At 46.4% G+C, this 18210-nt stretch carries 16 protein-coding genes and 1 pseudogene; 5 read left to right on the top strand and 12 right to left on the bottom strand.

Translation table 11 applies throughout. From position 1 onward, the window contains the following. The 5 genes and pseudogenes from QUA02_RS14125 to purS all read right to left on the bottom strand — a co-directional run. Nucleotides 1-1004 (bottom strand): annotated as a pseudogene (locus tag QUA02_RS14125) (hypothetical protein); the annotation flags it as partial. Then, nucleotides 997-3042, bottom strand: a complete 2046-nt coding sequence (locus tag QUA02_RS14120; RefSeq protein ID WP_333028654.1) for an ATP-binding protein — start codon at nucleotides 3040-3042, stop codon at nucleotides 997-999. The gene QUA02_RS14120 and the pseudogene QUA02_RS14125, both read right to left, overlap by 8 nt. Before the next feature lie 138 nt (nucleotides 3043-3180). Continuing rightward, complete coding sequence (locus QUA02_RS14115) at nucleotides 3181-3984, bottom strand: DUF4058 family protein (RefSeq protein ID WP_333028653.1); 804 nt, start codon at nucleotides 3982-3984, stop codon at nucleotides 3181-3183. A gap of 327 nt (nucleotides 3985-4311) precedes the next feature. Next, on the bottom strand, nucleotides 4312-5013 hold the full coding sequence (gene purQ, locus QUA02_RS14110; RefSeq protein WP_333028651.1) for a phosphoribosylformylglycinamidine synthase subunit PurQ: 702 nt from the start codon (nucleotides 5011-5013) through the stop codon (nucleotides 4312-4314). 317 nt (nucleotides 5014-5330) lie between these two features. After that, nucleotides 5331-5615, bottom strand: a complete 285-nt coding sequence (gene purS, locus QUA02_RS14105; RefSeq protein ID WP_333028650.1) for a phosphoribosylformylglycinamidine synthase subunit PurS — start codon at nucleotides 5613-5615, stop codon at nucleotides 5331-5333. Nucleotides 5616-5758: 143 nt separating this feature from the next. On the opposite strand from purS, the gene QUA02_RS14100 reads away from it, so the two are divergent. Next, nucleotides 5759-6151, top strand: coding sequence for a Fur family transcriptional regulator (locus QUA02_RS14100; RefSeq protein ID WP_172184862.1), 393 nt, complete (start codon nucleotides 5759-5761; stop codon nucleotides 6149-6151). A gap of 174 nt (nucleotides 6152-6325) precedes the next feature. On the opposite strand, the gene QUA02_RS14095 is transcribed toward QUA02_RS14100, so the two are convergent. Then, nucleotides 6326-7285 carry an SPFH domain-containing protein gene (locus QUA02_RS14095; RefSeq protein ID WP_333028647.1) on the bottom strand — a complete coding sequence of 320 codons (960 nt, stop codon included), beginning with the start codon at nucleotides 7283-7285 and terminating at the stop codon, nucleotides 6326-6328. Nucleotides 7286-7492: 207 nt separating this feature from the next. Continuing rightward, nucleotides 7493-7924, bottom strand: a complete 432-nt coding sequence (locus QUA02_RS14090; protein ID WP_333028644.1) for an NfeD family protein — start codon at nucleotides 7922-7924, stop codon at nucleotides 7493-7495. Nucleotides 7925-8258: 334 nt separating this feature from the next. Here QUA02_RS14090 and QUA02_RS14085 point away from each other — a divergent pair, with 334 nt between their 5' ends. After that, the gene (locus QUA02_RS14085; protein ID WP_333028641.1) at nucleotides 8259-10376 is read left to right on the top strand and encodes a protein phosphatase 2C domain-containing protein; all 2118 of its coding nucleotides are present in this window, start codon (nucleotides 8259-8261) and stop codon (nucleotides 10374-10376) included. Nucleotides 10377-10401: 25 nt separating this feature from the next. Here the strand turns inward: QUA02_RS14085 and QUA02_RS14080 are convergent, their stop codons facing one another. The 4 genes from QUA02_RS14080 to QUA02_RS14065 form a co-directional block, all read right to left on the bottom strand. Further along, complete coding sequence (locus QUA02_RS14080; RefSeq protein WP_333028639.1) at nucleotides 10402-11490, bottom strand: ABC transporter ATP-binding protein; 1089 nt, start codon at nucleotides 11488-11490, stop codon at nucleotides 10402-10404. A 227-nt stretch (nucleotides 11491-11717) separates the two neighbouring features. Then, nucleotides 11718-12779, bottom strand: coding sequence for an ABC transporter substrate-binding protein (locus QUA02_RS14075; RefSeq protein WP_333028637.1), 1062 nt, complete (start codon nucleotides 12777-12779; stop codon nucleotides 11718-11720). A 51-nt stretch (nucleotides 12780-12830) separates the two neighbouring features. Beyond that, nucleotides 12831-13688, bottom strand: a complete 858-nt coding sequence (locus tag QUA02_RS14070) for an ABC transporter permease (RefSeq protein WP_333028634.1) — start codon at nucleotides 13686-13688, stop codon at nucleotides 12831-12833. Nucleotides 13689-13816: 128 nt separating this feature from the next. Further along, the gene (locus QUA02_RS14065; RefSeq protein ID WP_333028631.1) at nucleotides 13817-14662 is read right to left on the bottom strand and encodes an ABC transporter permease; all 846 of its coding nucleotides are present in this window, start codon (nucleotides 14660-14662) and stop codon (nucleotides 13817-13819) included. Between the two features lie 101 nt (nucleotides 14663-14763). On the opposite strand from QUA02_RS14065, the gene QUA02_RS14060 reads away from it, so the two are divergent. Then, nucleotides 14764-16275, top strand: coding sequence for a hydroxysqualene dehydroxylase (locus QUA02_RS14060; RefSeq protein ID WP_333028630.1), 1512 nt, complete (start codon nucleotides 14764-14766; stop codon nucleotides 16273-16275). A gap of 347 nt (nucleotides 16276-16622) precedes the next feature. On the opposite strand, the gene QUA02_RS14055 is transcribed toward QUA02_RS14060, so the two are convergent. After that, on the bottom strand, nucleotides 16623-17036 hold the full coding sequence (locus QUA02_RS14055) for a peptide chain release factor 1 (protein ID WP_333028629.1): 414 nt from the start codon (nucleotides 17034-17036) through the stop codon (nucleotides 16623-16625). Between the two features lie 162 nt (nucleotides 17037-17198). Between QUA02_RS14055 and QUA02_RS14050 the strand changes: the two genes are divergently transcribed. Together QUA02_RS14050 and QUA02_RS14045 are read left to right on the top strand one after the other, a co-directional pair. After that, nucleotides 17199-17405 carry a hypothetical protein gene (locus tag QUA02_RS14050; RefSeq protein ID WP_333028628.1) on the top strand — a complete coding sequence of 69 codons (207 nt, stop codon included), beginning with the start codon at nucleotides 17199-17201 and terminating at the stop codon, nucleotides 17403-17405. A gap of 239 nt (nucleotides 17406-17644) precedes the next feature. After that, nucleotides 17645-18070 carry a DUF6335 family protein gene (locus QUA02_RS14045; protein ID WP_333028627.1) on the top strand — a complete coding sequence of 142 codons (426 nt, stop codon included), beginning with the start codon at nucleotides 17645-17647 and terminating at the stop codon, nucleotides 18068-18070. Nucleotides 18071-18210 lie beyond the last annotated feature (140 nt).

The following is an 18210-nucleotide window of genomic DNA, read 5'->3' as shown; positions in this document are numbered from 1 at the left end:
GAAGCGGAAATCGCGGTTTTGCCGTCTGGTGCGATCGCCACTGCACTTACCAACTCAGTATGACCCGTGAGAGTTCTAAGTTCGGTGCCTGTCTCGGTGTCCCAGATTTTCCGAGTGTTATCTGACGAAGCGGAAATCGCGGTTTTGCCGTCTGGTGGGATCGCCACTGCTAGTACCGAGTTAGTATGACCTGTGAGAGTTCTAAGTTCGGTGCCTGTCTCGGTGTCCCAGATTTTCAGTTTATCCCCTGAAGCGGAAATCGCTGTTTTACCGTCTGGCGCGATCGCTACTCCCCATACCTCGCCAGTATGACCGATGAGAGTTCTGAGTTCGGTGCCACTCTTGATGTCCCAGATTTTGAGGGTTTTATCGCCTGAAGCCGAAATCACTCGCTTGCCATCTGGTGCGATCGCGACTGCTTTTATCCCGTCAGTATGACCGGCAAGCGTCTGAAGCGCACCCTCATTTGCCCTTTCCAGATTAGCCCTCAAAGGTCGCAGCCAAGGAGCATTTTTCGACTGCTTTGCTTGTTCTAGCATGGTTTGAATGTCATCAGGAGACGAGATTTTTTCCGTCACTTTTTTGACAGGTTTACGGGGGGTAAACCTATAAATCAATGGCCAATACTCCCAAAAATACTTAGATTCATCTACAATCTTTGTTATTTCAAAATCCAGCAACCTCCCCAACAAATGCCCTGCCAGTTGCGTTTTATCCCCATCCAAAACGTGCGCCGACTTCCGAATTGCCCCCTGAATCAACTTCAAACTTTCAGTTTGCCTCTCCGACAATAAAACATCAGAAACCCTCGCCAAATCGTAATCCTCAATCAACCCTTGAACTCCCACCGCATCCAACTTCGCCTCAATAAAATCAAAATCCGTCAACAACTGATGCAACCGTTCCCCTTGAACACTCTCGGCCAAATGCCCCGGCAGAGTTTCCAAAGCATAAAGCCGCTTTTTCGGCGACAATTTCCCCAACCGTTCTTTAAACTTACTCATCGCCGTACAAATCCTCCCACAAATTATCAGAAATCGCCGTTTCAATATCCCGCAGCGACACCCCAGCTTTCTGCACCACATCTATACGATGCAGAAATCTTTGGAAACTCGCATGATAAATACTGTAATCCGGCGGAGTATCGCTATTGGTACGCAGAAACTGTTCCCAATCATCGAGAACTTCCTGCACATCCAAAGCATCTTCCTCAGCAAAATTCGCCAAAATATCGCAGGAAACCGGCTTGTGAACTTTGGTCAACAAATAAATCACCTTCAACTTCCGGTGGCGCAATTTCTGATCTGGAAGCCTCATTTCCATCCGCGCCCAATGCTTCTCATAATATCCTGACAACTCTTTCGGCAAATCTTGCAAATTCACATCGCTATACTTGCCGCTATCGATATCATTCAGCACGTAGCGCAGGTACATAAAATTATTCTGACTTTTTCCCGCCACCGCCGCCACAAATTGTTCGCGCTGCAAATTTTGACGGTTAATCCAATTCTGAATTGAGGCGCTGTTGCTGGTGCGTTTGTCAATATAAAGCTTGACATCCGCCAAACTTTCTGCACTGTACTGCATCAGATCGAAAACCTGATGATTTGGCAAAGGCAGAGTTTTCGGCTGCTTCGAGACAATAAAATAAACATTATCCGGCAAAGCATCTGGCAAATACAGGACATTGCTGCCCCGCCCCTGCAAACTGAGATCCACTTCATCCAGGGCATCCACCACCACAATCAACTTTTTGCCGCCCAATTTAGCGCTGACTTCCCCCAACAATCGACTGAGAAAATTGCCATCTCTGGTCGCATTTTCCGGCAGTTGCGGATAATTTAGTTGATAGCCTAGAATTAACTGAGTGCAGGCATTTTCCAGAAATTGTTCGGCGCGGACAATGCCTTGAGATTGCGAGTTAAAATGGGCTACGCAGCGCCGCTTCAGCAGCAGCACTAACTTGGCCATAATTGAACTTTTCCCGACACCCGGATCGGCTTCTAAAACAAAATAGCCTTTGCGATTGTTCTGCAAAAATTCGGCAATTGCTGCAAACACAAATTGGCGGCCGGTAAAGTCTTGAGTCCGGTCTTGAATAATCGTTTCGCACTCGTAGGGAAGCGGCAATCGGGGCGCGGAAGTATCGATAAATCGTTCCAGCAAATTCTGAACTTGCGCCAAATCGTCGCGGATACCAATTTCTATGGCTTCCAATTTCACCATCACTTGACAAATCTGCTGCCCAGTCGCCACCGCCTCCAATTTGTGCATAATTTCCCCATTTTGCAGCCCCAAATCTCTCAGTTCTGCCAAAGTAATTTGGTGCAGGTTCAACAGCATCGCCGCAAACTTTTCTCCTCCCTTCGCCGCATCCAGTTTCAGCACTTCGCGGTACGCTTTCGGGAAAGTTGCGTACAGCTTGTCCGCCACAAATTCCACAATTTCTGCATCGAAGGATTTGCCCTCGGTGGCTGCGAATTCGTTGACGAAAGTTGCCCAATCTGCCGTTGTCAATCCGGTAACTCGATCGAACTCTTCGGCATCCGCAGAAAAAATCTTGGTTAGCTGGTCTTCGGAAATATTTAAACCCCTTGACAAGTCGGCTGTATTCGTGTTAATATCCAGCCAGTATTCAGGAGTTTTCTCAGCTAATTTATCTAAAGCCTGTTCTGGAGAAGGCAAATTTTTGCTAAGTGCGATCGCAATTAGGCGATCGGACTTCGCAACTTCTCTCAAAATATAGCCGATCGCCTCACCCGCGGCCTTAATCAAATCGTGATTGTCGAGAATCCTCGGATTTTTGCTCAACCGTTCTGTCATCCGATTTGCCAGTTCATCAGCGGCAATAGTCTCAGCCATACTACCAGCAATCGTTGCTAAGATCGAAACTCCCGCAAGTGCGATCGGGCCGCCGATAATACCCGCTGCTGCTTGAGTTGCCGGATTGGCGATCGCGTTTGAAATAACTTGCCCGACAGCCATCACCGCACTGCATCCAATTACCCTAGTTTTAAAATTAGCTAAGTCCATTAGCGGCATAAAATAAACATTCCTCTTTTAAATAGTTGGTAGTAATTATATCTTGCCGGCTGCCGTTTAGTCCGTCGCTGCGAAAATTTCAAGTTGATTTAGAGATTGTCGATCGCGACTAACCCTAGGATATAAAGTAAAATATAATTAATTATCTCGAATTTCTTTTTCTTGCAAAAGTTTGGTTGCCCAAACCCGCTCTTCTTCCGGTAGGGACGGTATGGGTTCTCGATTGTAATCGATCCGATAATCATAGCCAGCGCGATCGTAAACACCTGCAAATAATTCTGGTAAGTTCAGAATAGGTTCTACATCTTCCTCGCGCAAGGGAAGCGGAAATATAGGTAGAGAATCGCGGAGATTAAAAGCATAAAGTTCGGCAAACGGACGGCGATTACTGGGACTGACCAAAACCCGATAATCGCTTTCAATAGAATTGTTAAGGATGGGCATAGATTCCCATTTTCGTAGTAAATCTATTTCGACTAAATTGGTTAAGCTGCCTAAAATACTCTGGCGTTTTTTGAGATAAGTAATTCTTCCTTCTCCACTACGTTTGTTGACAGGAGAAAGAATTTCAATTGCGGTGACAACTTGTTTAGTTGCCATTTCTCGCACTTCCAGGTAAGTCTGTTTAATTTTTTCAGGAGCAGGCACTTTAACGGTAGTCGGAAGTGTTATACTTACAGTGGCAACTGAACCTGTAGGAATATTCGGGTTATTAGATTGACGCTTAATCGCGACATCGGGGATACCGACTAAAAGGGAGTCGCTGTTACTGTCATTTGGATCGGTAATTTCATAGATGCGTTTGTCGATTGCAACCTCATATTTAGGGCGAATTTGAGGCATGATGGTATCAGCGATCGCGATAATCAATCTATTGTGAGTTTCCTGCCAGAAATCGGGGTGTTCTAAGTAGGGATCCATTCCAGGAAAGGGTGAAGGCATAGGACTGTTTTCCGATGTATTGACTTTCAAATCATTTTAGCATTTTTAATTTTGTAGGTGCGTCGCTTTAAAGCGAGGCAGAGCCTCTGGATATAGGTTCCCAGGCTGGAACCTGGGAACCAGTTAAAGCTTGTCAAGAACAGGCAGGATGCCTGTTCCACAGTAATTATTGGAGATGTCTATTTGTAGATGAATTTAATCTGTTGTGAAACAGGCATCTTGCCTGTTGATTTTGGGCGGGCAAGATGCCCACCCCACAACAAATTTAATCTACTGTGGAACAGGCATCTTGCCTGTTCCTAAAATTATAGACACCCCAAATATCAACTACAAAACAGCAGCAACAGTTGCCATCAACAACCCTTGAAACAATTTCACTCCATCAGTTTCGCCCAACATCGGATCGGATGCCCGTTCTGGATGTGGCATCATTCCTAATACATTGCCTTGGCGATTGCAAATACCGGCAATATTATTTAACGAACCGTTCGGATTGCCAGCATCGCTAATTTTTCCCGCCTCTGTGCAGTAGCGAAACAGCACTTGATTGCGATCTTCTAACTCTGCTAGAGTATCCGCATCGGCATAATAATTGCCTTCACCGTGGGCGATCGGCAAATCGATGATTTCACCCGTAGTATAAGCCGCAGTCCAACGAGTATTACCCCGTACAACTTTCAAAGAAGCGCGATCGCAAATAAAATTCAATCCCGCATTCCGTACCAGAGCACCGGGCAATAAACCAGCTTCAGTCAACACCTGAAAACCGTTGCAGATGCCCAATACAAGCTTTCCTTGTTTCGCGTGTTCCGCAGTAGCCCGCATCGCCGGAGAAAAACGGGCGATCGCGCCGCACCGCAAATAATCTCCGTAACTGAAACCGCCGGGAATTACAATGATATCGATATCCGAAATATCGGTATCTTCGTGCCAAATCATCCGCGTCGGTTGGTGGAGTAACCCTTGAGTCACCCACACCACATCGCGATCGCAATTTGAACCCGGAAAAACAATAACTCCAAATTTCATAAGCTGAAGGAAGAAGGAAGAAGGAAGAGGGAAGAAGGAAGAAGGAAGAAGGAAGAAGGAAGAAGGAAGAGGGAAGAGGTGTCAACTTAAGACTGAAATCTTATGTTTCTCTCGCTTGTATCAAAGTCTAGATCCCCCTAAATCCCCCTTAAAAAGGGGGACTTTGAGTGTTCCGATCTCCCGCGTTTTTAACAGAGACTTTGAATGCTCTTGTCCCCGCTTTTTAACAAAGACTTTGAGAACCCTCTTGTCCCCCACTTATTAAGGGGGGTTAGGGGGGATCTCCGGGTTTAAAAACACCCTAGGGGCGATCGCATTTATGCCGCCGCTGTCTCCACAGCAACAGGAATTTCAGTCAAATCAAAGCGATAATTTTCAATCACTGGATTCGCCAAAAGTTGGTCGCAAACGCGATCGAGTTGTTCGCGGGCCTCCGACTCACCAGCAGCAGTCAGCGTCAATTCAACGTATTTCCCGATACGCACGCGCTCAACATTGTTGTATCCCATGTGTTGCAAACCAGACTGTACGGCTGTGCCGGCGGGATCTAAAACAGAAGGGCGGAGGGTAACATAGATTTGGGCAAGATATTTCTGAGTCACGGGAATGTTGCGGTAGGTGATGTGAAAGTTAGCCCCATTGTATTCTACAACCGAGCAGCGCGCCGATCGCCATTTAACTCCCCCAAGTGAGATAGCCTAGAAATAGGGACAAATTTGATTCCAGCAGATTCGAGAAAAAAATTATGAGAACCAACCACACCCGCAGTCAGGAGCGTATTTTAAACTTGCTCAAAGTCCTGAATCGATCGCTCTCAGCGCAAGATATCTACTTAGAACTGCGTAACAGCGACCAAAGCATGGGCTTAGCAACCGTTTACCGCTCCCTCGACGGTTTAAAGCGAGAGGGGTTCGTTCACGTCAGAACCCTCGCTAGTGGCGAGTCTCTCTACGGTGCCGCCCACCAAGATCAACACCACCTAACTTGTCTGGAATGCGGCGCGTCAATTACGATCGACGAATGCCCGGTTCACCACTTAGAAAGCCAACTGCAACAATCTCATTCTTTCAAGATTTATTATCACACTTTGGAGTTTTTCGGATTGTGCGATCGGTGTACTTTGGCTCAAGAATCTTAAATTTGGTAATAGGTAATTGGGCATTGAGCATTGGGCATTGGGCATTGAGCATTGGGCATTGGGCATTGGGCATTGGGCATTGGGCATTGGGCATTGGCACTCACAAATAACAAATAACAAATAACCAACAGTCAACAGTCAACAGTTAACTGCTAACTGCCAACTGCCAACTGCCTAATCAGCCTTATTACCTTCCCCAACAATCGATCGCAATCCTTCCATCGTAGCCGGGATGCTGCGCGGGTCCATAAACATCACCTTGCTGCTGTCGCTGCTGCCAATTTTTAAGCCCATATCCAGATAGTTTTGAGCTAACAAAAACTGTAAAGCTTCCCGCGCATTGGGGTCGTTTTGCAGGGTTTTGCCGATAATTTGCAAGGCCTCGGAAGTAGCTTGAGCTTTCAAAACCTGACTTTGGCGTTCTGCTTGCGCTTTCAGGACGATCGCCTTTTGTTGAGCTTCCGCCTCCAAAATAGTCGCTTTTTGGCGGGCTTCCGCATCCAGAACTTGCGCTTCAGCTTTACCTTTGGCGCTGTTAACTGCTGACTCGCGTTCGCCCTCGGATGTCAGAATTGCCGCCCGCTTCCGTCGATCGGCTGCCATCTGCAATTCCATCGATTCCTGTACAGTTTTAGAAGGGATAATATCGCGCAATTCTACCCGCGTTACTTTCACTCCCCAAGGATCGGTAACAATATCTAAATCTCTAAGCAAGATTTCATTAATTTGAGAACGAGCCGTAAAAGTTTGTTCGAGATCCAGTTGACCCATTTCCGCGCGAATTTGAGTCAGCACCATATTTACCATTGCTGACTGAAGATTTTCAACTTTGTAACAAGCTTTGTCCAAGTCTACAATTCGCCAGTAAACCACAGCATCAACCGTGAACGAAACGTTGTCGCGGGTGATACAAGCTTGCGGAGGAATATCTAAGACTTTTTCCCGAATTGTTTGCTCGTAAACTACGCGATCGAGAAACGGCGTCACAAAATTCAAACCCGGTTCGAGTTTCTTGCCGTTATATTTACCTAAAGTCTCCACCAATGCTTGATTTCCCTGATTGATAATCTTGACGGAACCTGCAAGGGCTGAACCGCCTAGTGCTAAAAATACGAGTAAAAAAAATTGTTCCACTGTCGCCTCCTATCAATGTTAACTGTTAAATGTTGACTGTTGACTGTTGACTGTTGACTAATAACTAATGACTACTGACTACTGACTAATGACTAATGACTACTGACTACTGACTAATAACCAATGACTACTGACTACTGACTACTGACTACTGACTGCTGACTACTGACTAACTACTAATTGTCTGTGATTAATTACGCATTTTGTTTAAGAATGCAATAAATTTTCTGGCAAAACTATCAGAGTAGTGCCTTTCCGTCCCACGACAATTACGTTTTGGTTGGGGGGGATAGTGGCCTTCGTGTCTTCGCAGCGAGCTTGCCAAGAATTCCCCTCATAAATGACTCGGCCGGCTTCTCCGGGGGGAATTTCTGTTAAAGTTTTTGCTTCCTGAGAATCTGCGATCGCCCTTGCCTTGCCTTTTGGTATCAACCGCCGGGACAGCAGCACAAAAACTGTCGAAAATACCATCCACAGGAATATTTGTAAATTAACGTAAGGTAGAACTAGAGAGCATCCAGCTACGGCGAAGGCGCTCAGTCCCATCATAAAAGCGACAAAAGCAGTCGGGAGAAATAGCTCTGCCAAACAGAGCAAAGCCCCAGCTAGCAGCCAAAGGAGCGTGGGAGTCCAGATCATAAAAAGAATAGGTGATACTATTTAGATCTTAGATTGGAAATTTAAAATTTAAGAATTGCAAACAACTGACTATGCAAGGGTTTGCCACTTGCGGGCCCTCAGAGCGATTTGTCGCGCAGCCGTAACAGGTTGAGGCTTCCATCCTACTCCAAGTCAGAGTTGAGTAACTTAAATTACAATTTTAGCCGGTGCAGACTGGCAGAAACTACAATTTCTAGGGGCCCAAAGGCAGTTAAGAAATTGATAGGGGCTAAAATCAGTTTATTGTCAAGCTCATGAATTTGGGCTGGCGAATCATATATCTTCAGAATCTTTTTACACAAACTATTTCGATATGATCAGCAGTTTCTCCGAACCCATTTATTGCCCGAATCTTAGCTGTGCCGATCCCCGCAATACCTTTGGCCGCCAGCAGTGTGCAGCTTGCGAAACCGATTTAATTTATCGATATTTGTGGGCGGTGGGCCCAGCAGCCGAGGAAGTGCCAACGGGTAAGGTCATCGCCGATCGATACTTTGTCATTGCACCCCAAATCTGGCTGGATAGCCGTCCAGCTTTGCCTCCAAGCGTCCCGGAACAACTGCCGGATACGATTATGCCTTACCTGCATTTGTATCCGCAACGGCTGCATACGCCGGAAGTATACGGTTTTTGTTCTTTGGGGGAAGCACCGGAAGCGGCAGAGGTGCTGTTGTTGGAAAATGTGCCCATCAATAATTTCGGTCGCCTGTATCCTTCTATTTTAGAATCTTGGTCTGGGACAAGCGCCGCGCGCCAAGTTTACTGGCTGTGGCAAATGCTCCAACTGTGGACGCCGCTGTCGGAACAGGGAGTCGCTTCGAGTTTGCTAGTACCGGAAAATTTGCGGGTGGAAGGTTGGCGGGTACGCTTGCTGGAACTGCACCCCGGCAATTTTGTACCGACGCTGCGGGATTTGGGAGATGTGTGGTCAGGTTTGGTGGAATCGGCGCAGCCCGAGGTGCAGTCGAAACTTGGAGAGATTTGTCAGTTTATGCGCCGCAGCAGCATGAATTTCGATGCGATCGCCCTGGAACTCAACGATTTACTGTTAGAACAAGCCGCTCAATTGCCTCTGCACTTAGAAGTAGTCGGCATGACCGACACGGGGCCGCAGCGCTCCCAAAATGAAGACAGTTGCTATCCTACTGCTGCTGATTTTCAATCTAGCAAAACTTCAGGGGGCGACAAACTAATTCCTTACTTGACAATGGTTTGCGACGGTGTTGGAGGCCACGAAGGAGGAGAAGTGGCCAGTCAATTAGCCGTCCAGTCCCTGAAAGCTTTAATCCAAAATTTGCTCGCAGAAATCGCTGAACAACAAGAGTTGATGACGCCAGCAATGGTAATCAAGCAACTCGAAGAAATAGTCAGAGTTGTAAATAATGTGATTTCCGCTCAAAATAACGAGCAGGGAAAAGAGTTGCGGCAGCGGATGGGGACGACTTTGGTGATGGCCCTCCAGTTGCCTCAAAAAGTGAAAAATTCCGAGGATTTGCCCTCGAATAACAGTCACGAACTTTATTTAGTCAATGTTGGAGACAGCCGCGCTTATTGGATTGGCAAAAATTACTGTCAGCGGCTGACTGTGGACGACGACGTAGCCTCAAGGGAAGTCCAGCTAGGACACAGTTTATACTGGGAAACTCAACTGCGATCGGATGCAGGAGCACTGACTCAAGCTTTGGGTACGCGGGACGGCGATTTCCTGCGCCCAATAATTCAGCGATTTATTGTCGAAGAGGAAGGCTTACTGCTGCTTTGTTCCGACGGTTTGAGCGACAACGACTGGGTAGAACACTCTTGGGAAAATTACGGCCCTCCGGTGCTCGATGGTCAAATGTCTTTGGAAGCGGCGGTTCAGTCTTGGATTCGCCTCGCCAACGAGAAAAACGGTTACGACAACACCTCGGTGGTTGCGACTCACTGTCGGATGTCGCCGGAGAGATTGGTACTGTTCGATCCGGCGGTGGCGTCAGCGCCGGCATCAGCGCCGGTGTCATCCGCGTCGGTGTCGCTGCCGATGTCAGGATCTGCATCCCTCCAGAAAACCGGGAGGATGCCAGAATCTCAGCTTTCTGAATCCTCCAAACAGTTGCTGTACCCCGAAACTGCCCCCGCCCCGGAACCATTTCAAAAACAGAAGCCCAAGCGTTTGGCGCCAATGTTGGGACTGTTGGTGCTGATGCTAGTCTTCGCGGGTTTAGGTTTGTGGGTGCGCAGCCTCCAAAACCAGAACCCCGATCCCGAACAACTGCCGCCACCGCCGGAAACTACCGCCCCAACTCCTGCGGATATTCCCTCTCCCGGTGCCGAGAGTCCCTCGCCGTCGCCCGAATCAACTCCTGCGGAAATTCCCTCGCCGTCGCCCGAATCAACTCCTGCGGAAATTCCTTCGCCCGGTGCCGAGAGTCCCTCGCCATCGCCTCCGTAAAGGAGAGCAAGTTAAGCAGAACGTTTTAACAAATGCAGATACTTTCCGGCGGCACGACAACTCGAACGCTGTCGCCGACTTTGTGCCGCTGCAAGTCATCTCTGTGCAAGTTTTGTCGGCGAAGGGCGATCGAGCTTTTAGCAGTCAAGCGGACCGTATAGCGCGTGTCAGTGCCAATATAAATAGCCTCTTCTACTATTCCCGGCCAGCTATTTTCCGCGTCATAATTAGCCGGGAAAATAGCAGCTTTTTCTGGCCGCAACACCAGGGTGACAACTTTCCCAGCGGGCAAATCTTCTGCTGTCGCAACTAACACGGGCAACTGCTGGTCAACCAACACGATTATTTGACCGTTTTGCTTTTCTACTATTCGCCCGGTCAAGAAATTGCTGTCGCCGATAAAATCAGCAACAAACCGCGTTTTAGGATATTCATAAATATCAACAGGCGTTCCCACTTGTTGCAGTTTTCCACCCTCCATCACTGCAATTCTGTCCGACATAGTTAGCGCTTCTTCTTGGTCGTGAGTCACATAAATAAAGGTAATTCCCAATTGGCGCTGCATTTTTTTTAATTCTAATTGCATCTCTTTTCGCAATTTTAAATCCAGCGCTCCTAAAGGTTCATCCAACAGCAAAACAGAAGGCTGTTTGACTAATGCTCTTGCTAGCGCTACTCGCTGCTGCTGTCCCCCTGACAGTTGGCGGGGATACCGTTTTTTTACATCCGTTAACTGTACTAATGCTAAAGCTTCCGCCACGCGATCGCGAATTGTTTGCTGAGGCAAATTCTCCATTTCTAACCCAAAAGCGACATTTTGTGCTACTGTCATGTGCGGAAATAAAGCATAATTTTGAAATACCGTATTCACTGGGCGGTGAAATGGCGGGCGATTTTGCATCGGTTGGCCGTGAATATAAATTTCGCCCGCTGTGGGAATTTCAAAACCCGCGATCGTTCGCAAAGTTGTAGTTTTGCCGCAGCCGGAAGGGCCGAGTAAAGAAAAGAATTCTCGATCGTAAATTTGCAGGTTGATGTTGTCTACAGCTAAGAAATCTTGACTGCGGACACTTTTAAATACTTTGGAAACTTCTAAAACTTCTACAGCGTGCATTGGGTTAGTATGTATGAGTTATGAGTAATAAAAATCTGAGAGAGAACCCGGTTAAACTGAGATATTTGACCATTTTCAATAAGGCTTTTATGAACGGGCAAGATGCCCGTTCCACAAAACTTAATTTTCTTGTGGAACAGGCATCTTGCCTGTTCTTGAGAAGGGTGCAACTCCAATACAAGCTGAAAATTTAAGTAAACCAGCCCCGGCAGAAACCTGTTTTATCTCTACTTTCCAGCCCCTGCTTTAACTTCCGTCCAAGCTCGATCGTACAATGCGGTTGCTTTCCCAACATCCTGCAAGAATTTCATTTTGCCAAACACCTCATCCGACGGATAAATTTGAGGATTTTTCAAATCTTTCGGGTCGATTAAACCTTTGTCTATTGCTGCTTTGTTGGGCGAGCCATAGTGGGTAAAATTAGAAATTTTAGCACCTACTTCTGGCTGCAAAATGAAGTTAATAAATTTCTCAGCTAACTCTTTGTGAGGTGCACCTTTGGGAATTGCCATGTTGTCAGAAAAGATGATTGTTCCTTCTTTGGGAATAACGTAGCGGAGATTTGGATTCTCTTTCATTACCTGAAAAATATCGCCGCTCCATTCCATTGTCAGATTTACTTCTCCTTGATCCAGCAGAGCTTGACCCGTGTCGGGGACAAAAGCTGCAATAATATTTTTACTTTTAATCAGCAAATCGCGGGCTTTGTTAATCTCTTCGGGATTAGCTGTATTGGGGTCGAATCCTAAATACATCAAAACGCAGGCAAAGGTGTATCTGGCATCATCTTGCCATGCTATTTTTCCAGTATATTTAGAATCGAACATCGCCGCCCAACTGTTGATATCGCCCTTGGTTGCTTTCAAGTTGTAGCCAATTCCCATTGTTCCCCACTGATAAGGCAACGAATATTTGTTGCCAGGGTCAAATGTTTGGTTGATAAATCTCGAATCGAGATTTTTATTGTTAGGAATCTTCGGGAAATCTAACGGCTCAAGTATATTATCTGCTGCCATGATTTTCACCATGTAATCAGCGGGAAATATTACATCGTAACCGGGATTTCCCTGTTTTAGTTTGGCATAGAGCGCATCGCTGTTCTCGAAAGTATCGTATTGAATTTTAACATTGTTCTCTTTCTCGAATTGAGCTATAACTTCTGGGGCAATATAAGTTGAATAGTTGTAAATGCTGAGAACTTGCTGCTGGTTGCCACCTGTGGGGCTACAGCCGAAAGTCACCGTTGCACTCATCACAAACAAAAGTAGGAAAGTCAGCAGGCGTTTCATAGGTTGTATTAGTTGCAGACGACAATAATTATGACACAAAAAGCAATTTTTTTAATTTTTATGAACTTTTAACGATGATACAACCAGCAACAAGGAAGCCAACAACATCAAAGTTGAAATGGCATTAATCGCTGGCGTCACTGCAAATTTTATCATGCCGTAAACAAATAATGGCAGCGTCATCGAACCGACGCCGGTGGTAAAGAATGTCACGACAAAATCATCGAGAGACAGAGTAAAAGCCAGCAGTGCCGCGCTGAAAATAGCGGGCAAAATCAGAGGGAGAGTGATGCGCCAAAAAGTCCGCCATTCGTTAGCGCCTAAGTCAAAAGCTGCTTGCTCTAATATCGGATCGAGTTCCGCCAAACGCGCCCTGACAGTAATAGTCACAAATGAAATATTAAAGACAACGTGACCGATAATTACTGTAGGTAAGCCGAGATTGAGGCGAATTCCCGTGAGATTTTCTACGATCCGAAATACGAGGGTAAAGAAAACTAGCAGCGAAATGCCGATCGTAATTTCGGGCATAATAATCGGCAAAAACAGCAAAGCTTCTACTGCTTTGCGCCCCGGAAAATGAAAGCGTTCCAGTGCTAGCGCGAGCATTGTACCAAAAATTGTCGCTAACACAGTCGAAATAGCTGCAATTAGCAAGCTGTTGTTGAGTGCTGGCCAAATTCCGGCGCTGGTACTCGTAGCAATCGTCGCGCCTGCATTGCTAAACAAGCTGCGATACCAATCGAGGGTAAAACCGCGCCAAACTGCGTTGAATCTGGAAGCATTGAAGGAGTAAATAATTAAGATCAGAATTGGCAAATAAAGAAAGGAAAATGCTAGTGCAGCTTGTACCCAAAGCCACTTTTTGCCGATCGCGCGCACGAGCAAATCTACTTTTGTTTTAGTCATTAGTCATTAGTCATTAGTCATTAGTATGTTAGTTAGCCCTCCGGGGCGGGTTTTACAGACAATCTGTGCCTAAGACCAATAATCTCATAAACCCGCCCCCACCAAACTGTAAATCTCAATCTACCTGTTTAATTTTCATCAGACACGCGGAAGTAGATTAAAACAGGAATCAATACGATCGCCGTCAACAGCATAGAAAGCGCCGATCCAAAAGGCCAGTCGCGGGCTTTCATAAACTGATTTTGGATCAAATTTCCCACCATAACTGTTTTAGAACCGCCCAATATATCTGGTGTAATAAAAGCGCCAACTGCGGGAACAAAAACTAGAATAGAGCCTGCCACAATACCGCGAGTTGTCAATGGTAAAAACACGCGCCAGAAAGTCCGAATATCGTTTGCCCCTAAATCTTGAGCAGCTTCTACTAATACAAAATTGAAGCGTTCTATGCTAGAATATAAAGGCAGAACCATGAAAGGTAAATAGCCGTAAATCAGACCGATCGCCACAGCCAAAGGTGTAAAAAGCAAGTTTAACGGTTCGCTAATAATTTGCAGGCTTTGCAGGGCTGTGTTAACTACTCCTTCGCTGCGCAGGAGTATGATCCAGGCGTAGGTTCTCACTAAAAAGTTAGTCCAAAATGGAATAATTACCAGCAAAAGCAAAGCATTTCGCCAGCGGGGAGAACGGGTGGCGATGAAGAATGCTAGGGGATAGCCAACTAACAAGCAAGCGGCTGTTGTCAGAAAAGCCAGCCAGAGCGATCGACCAATTACCCCTAAGAACAGTCCGCTGAACAAACGCTGGTAGTTGCTGAGAGTAAATATCCAAGTAACGCCCCCGTAAGTACCGCGTTCTAAGAAACTGTACAAAAGTACAATTAGCACCGGCAAAATGAAGAAAACGAGCAGCCATGCGGTAGCGGGAAATAAGAGCAGCAACAGGTTAGTCTGCTGGCGGTTTTTGACACTCATTATTCACTCAAGCCAAATTTAGCACATAATGCAACACATTTTATATCAAATCCGCATTTTATGAATTATGTCATCATTAATAAATTATCAAGAGGTACGCAATGTCAGCAGAATCGCCAACCCCAAAAATAGTCGTCGTCGGTGCAGGATGGGCCGGTTTAGGCGCTACCTATCACCTAGCCCAGCAAGGCTATGACGTAACTTTGTTAGAAGCAGGCCCTCATCCTGGCGGCTTAGTCGCGGGGTGGAAAACCAGCGGCGGGCGTTCCGTAGAAGCAGGCATTCATGGCTTCTGGTATCCCTACAAAAACATCTTTTCCTTAGTCAAACAATTAGGACTAGATCCTTTCACGCCTTGGACTCGTTCTTGTCAGTATTCACCCGCCGGATTGGAAGTAGAATCGCCGATTTTTCAGGACGAACCGCGACTGCCCACACCGTTAGGAACCTTTCTTTACACCCGATTTAAAAGGTTGCCATTAGTCGATCGGCTTTCAGCCTTACCCTTACTCTACGCCGTCCTAGATTTCGACAATTCCGACGAAGCTTGGCGCAGGTACGATCGCGTCACCGCCCGCGAACTCTTCAAACAGTTTGGCGTTTCTGCAAGACTGTACCGCGATGCTTTTGAACCCATGTTATTAGTAGGTTTATTTGCACCAGGAGAACAGTGTTCTGCCGCTGCGGCTTTGGGAATGCTTTATTATTTCATCTTAGCCCACCAACCGGATTTTGATGTAGTTTGGTGTCGCGGAACTGTCGGAGAAAAAATATTTCGTCCCTGGGTCGATCGCCTGGAAAAACTCGGCGCAAAAGTATTGACAAAGCAGCGAGTTACTGATTTAACAGTTGACAGCAACAACCGAGCCACGGGCGTTGTTTGCGGCGAAGAAACCTTCGATGCAGATGCGGTTATTTTTGCAGTTGGAGTCACGGGAATGCAAAAAATTATCAGCAGCAGCCCCGCTTTGCAAAGTCGCCAAGAGTTTCGGGACGCGATGAATTTGGGCGCTGTTGACGTGTTAGCTGTTCGCCTGTGGTTTGACAGAAAAATTGACATTCCGCTGCCTTCTAATGCCTGTTTTGGGTTTAGTTCAACTACAGGTTGGACGTTTTTTGATTTGAATGCTTTGCACGACGAATTCCGAGACGAACCGGGAACAGTTGTCGAAGCTGACTTTTATCACGCCAATCAATTAATTCCCCTGAAAGATCGGGAAATTGTTTCCCTAGTTCAGCGGGATTTAGCGACTTGCATTCCGGCTTTCCGGGAGGCAAAAGTAATTGACAGCAGCGCGATTCGGCTGTCGCGGGCGGTGACGCATTTTGCCCCTGGCAGCTATCAGTATTTGTTGCCGGCGGTAACAAGTTATGATAATGTATTTATGAGCGGCGATTGGGTTGTTACCCGCCACGGTTCTTGGTCGCAGGAAAAGGCTTATGTTACTGGTTTGGAGGCGGCAAATTTGGTAATTTCGCGTTTCGGACTTGGGAACAAAGCGGCAATTATTCCCGTGGAAGCTGACGAACCGCACATTCAAATCGGGAGACAGATTAATCAGTTTGCTCGCAGTTTGACTAAAACATTCCTTCCCGATTTTTGGCTGCCATAATTTTTATTCATTAGTCATTGGTCATTGGTTCTATCAAATCCGTTAGCATCAGAATGATATAAACGGAGGACACGGCAGTGCCGTGTCCCTACCGCGATCAATTGTAGGGAAACGGCAGTGCCGTGTCCTCTATATCAGTCCAATGCAAACGGAATTAATATCATTAGTTAATAGTTCGCGAGGAGGACACGGCAATGCCGTTTCTTGCGCCCCAAAATAATCGATTATACTCGCGAGGAGGACACGGCAATGCCGTTTCCCTACCGCCTGATTAATTGTAGGGACACGGCAGTGCCGTGTCCTGACTTTGGGTAATATTAATTCGGATGCAACCCAATTTGATATGACTATCGCCAATAAGGCCGGCCCTTCCAAAAAACTCCCACCGTAACTCCTATTAGTGCAGCTTCCGATAAACTTGCTAAAAAAGGAGGTACGGGCAGGAATGACTTTAACACCAAACCCAAGAGCACGCACAAAGCTAACACCCACAAATTAGTCCGGTTGAGCAAAAATTGCTGCTGCCAATACTCTAAAAAGTATACTGCTAAAGCTCCCATTCCCACTGCTGTAGCGAAAGGTATCAATATCCCCAGCCCAGAACCGAAGACAAGCGTCAGAATGTTGCGGAATGGTCGCGACTGCATGAAACCCCACGCTAAAAATAGCTCCAGTCCAATCACGATTGAGTTGACGAGGGCGGCAATTTGCAGCATTTCTCGCCAAGGTAAAAGTTTTAAGCGGCGCAGAAAATTACTCACATCGGCAAATTAGGTAGGTTGCTTTGATTTTATAACAGTTTCGCGGACTGCGATCGACATCTTCCTCCTCTTTAAGTAAAATAAAGATTGAGGGCAGTCTCTTGACAAATAAACCCAGAGCATCTGCCTGCTAGTTGTTGGAACCGCGAAAGGAAAAAATTTATGGTGGAGAACACTGTCGATTGTGCTGTAGCTTGCGTCAACGGCTGCGTTTTGGGCGACAAGTGCCCGAAGCGGGAATACGCAGCGGCAACGTCAAACTTTATTGAAAATACTTCTCTCGACAAAATGCTAGAAATAGCAGAGGAAGCGGTGAGAAAGAAACGGAGGGAACCGCCCAAATGGGTAATGCCTGATTTTCCAGAATAGAATTAGCGCTTCTTAAAAAAAATCGCCCTTTCAAAAGGGCGATGTTTTTTGTATTCCTAATGAAATAGTCTAGGGAAATCAATATATTTCCTGGGATAGAAGCTCGCAGCTTAAATAGCAGTTATTATGCCACTTAATTACAGCCATTGGCGCTCGATAACAACAATTCACCTAAAGCCAATAGCAAAATTCCCAAGTATTTAATTGAATTGAGTAAAAAAAACTCAGGAGCAAGTATCGTGGCACAGCAAAAGAAACAATCTAAAAAAGCAATAGAAGAACGCGATAATTCCGGCGATTTGCCTCAAGAAATTACCGAATCTTACGGCACCGGCGTTATCGCTCAACCGGGATTGAGCGAAGACGGAATAACAACTCTCGACGACAGCAGTTCGGAATACACTTCAAGCAGTTCCCAAATCAGCGGCGGGGATGGCGATGTTGCTGCTGCGGAACAAGAAAGTGCCACGGGCGAGGAATTGGTGGGGGGAAGCGCTCCAACTCCCGACCAAGATATGGTTGACGAACTCGGAGCTGCTGCGGGGATAGAAATGCCCGACGGAGCTATTTTGCACACCACAGATATGCTCGATCGCCGAGATGAAAGTCGGTGGGAATTAGACCCTAGTTCTGCGGAAGATTATCAGGAGCGACCGGATTTATAGGTTTATTTATTACAGTCTTGGAGTTAAGCTGTTCGGCATTTAAAGGAGGATAGTAGGGTGCGGAGCGTAAATAAGCGTTTCCCATGTATAGTATGTGTTCTATAGCAATCCTAAATGAATCGTAAATTTTTGACCCCACC

Origin of the sequence: Microcoleus pseudofavosus SVA1_A4 (genome assembly GCF_036700565.1) — a bacterium.
Taxonomy (GTDB): domain Bacteria; phylum Cyanobacteriota; class Cyanobacteriia; order Cyanobacteriales; family Microcoleaceae; genus Microcoleus.
Note: the sequence above shows the minus strand (reverse complement) of the source record. Positions and strands in the feature narration are given on the sequence as shown.

What these genes read in the sequence shown, in the direction of transcription:
- QUA02_RS14120 (WP_333028654.1), bottom strand. Translation starts at nt 3,042, where the DNA reads ATGCCGCTAATGGACTTAGCTAATTTTAAAACTAGGGTAATTGGATGC.
- QUA02_RS14115 (WP_333028653.1), bottom strand. Translation starts at nt 3,984, where the DNA reads ATGCCTTCACCCTTTCCTGGAATGGATCCCTACTTAGAACACCCCGAT.
- purQ (WP_333028651.1), bottom strand. Translation starts at nt 5,013, where the DNA reads ATGAAATTTGGAGTTATTGTTTTTCCGGGTTCAAATTGCGATCGCGAT.
- QUA02_RS14100 (WP_172184862.1), top strand. Translation starts at nt 5,759, where the DNA reads ATGAGAACCAACCACACCCGCAGTCAGGAGCGTATTTTAAACTTGCTC.
- QUA02_RS14090 (WP_333028644.1), bottom strand. Translation starts at nt 7,924, where the DNA reads ATGATCTGGACTCCCACGCTCCTTTGGCTGCTAGCTGGGGCTTTGCTC.
- QUA02_RS14085 (WP_333028641.1), top strand. Translation starts at nt 8,259, where the DNA reads ATGATCAGCAGTTTCTCCGAACCCATTTATTGCCCGAATCTTAGCTGT.
- QUA02_RS14080 (WP_333028639.1), bottom strand. Translation starts at nt 11,490, where the DNA reads ATGCACGCTGTAGAAGTTTTAGAAGTTTCCAAAGTATTTAAAAGTGTC.
- QUA02_RS14075 (WP_333028637.1), bottom strand. Translation starts at nt 12,779, where the DNA reads ATGAAACGCCTGCTGACTTTCCTACTTTTGTTTGTGATGAGTGCAACG.
- QUA02_RS14070 (WP_333028634.1), bottom strand. Translation starts at nt 13,688, where the DNA reads ATGACTAAAACAAAAGTAGATTTGCTCGTGCGCGCGATCGGCAAAAAG.
- QUA02_RS14065 (WP_333028631.1), bottom strand. Translation starts at nt 14,662, where the DNA reads ATGAGTGTCAAAAACCGCCAGCAGACTAACCTGTTGCTGCTCTTATTT.
- QUA02_RS14060 (WP_333028630.1), top strand. Translation starts at nt 14,764, where the DNA reads ATGTCAGCAGAATCGCCAACCCCAAAAATAGTCGTCGTCGGTGCAGGA.
- QUA02_RS14050 (WP_333028628.1), top strand. Translation starts at nt 17,199, where the DNA reads ATGGTGGAGAACACTGTCGATTGTGCTGTAGCTTGCGTCAACGGCTGC.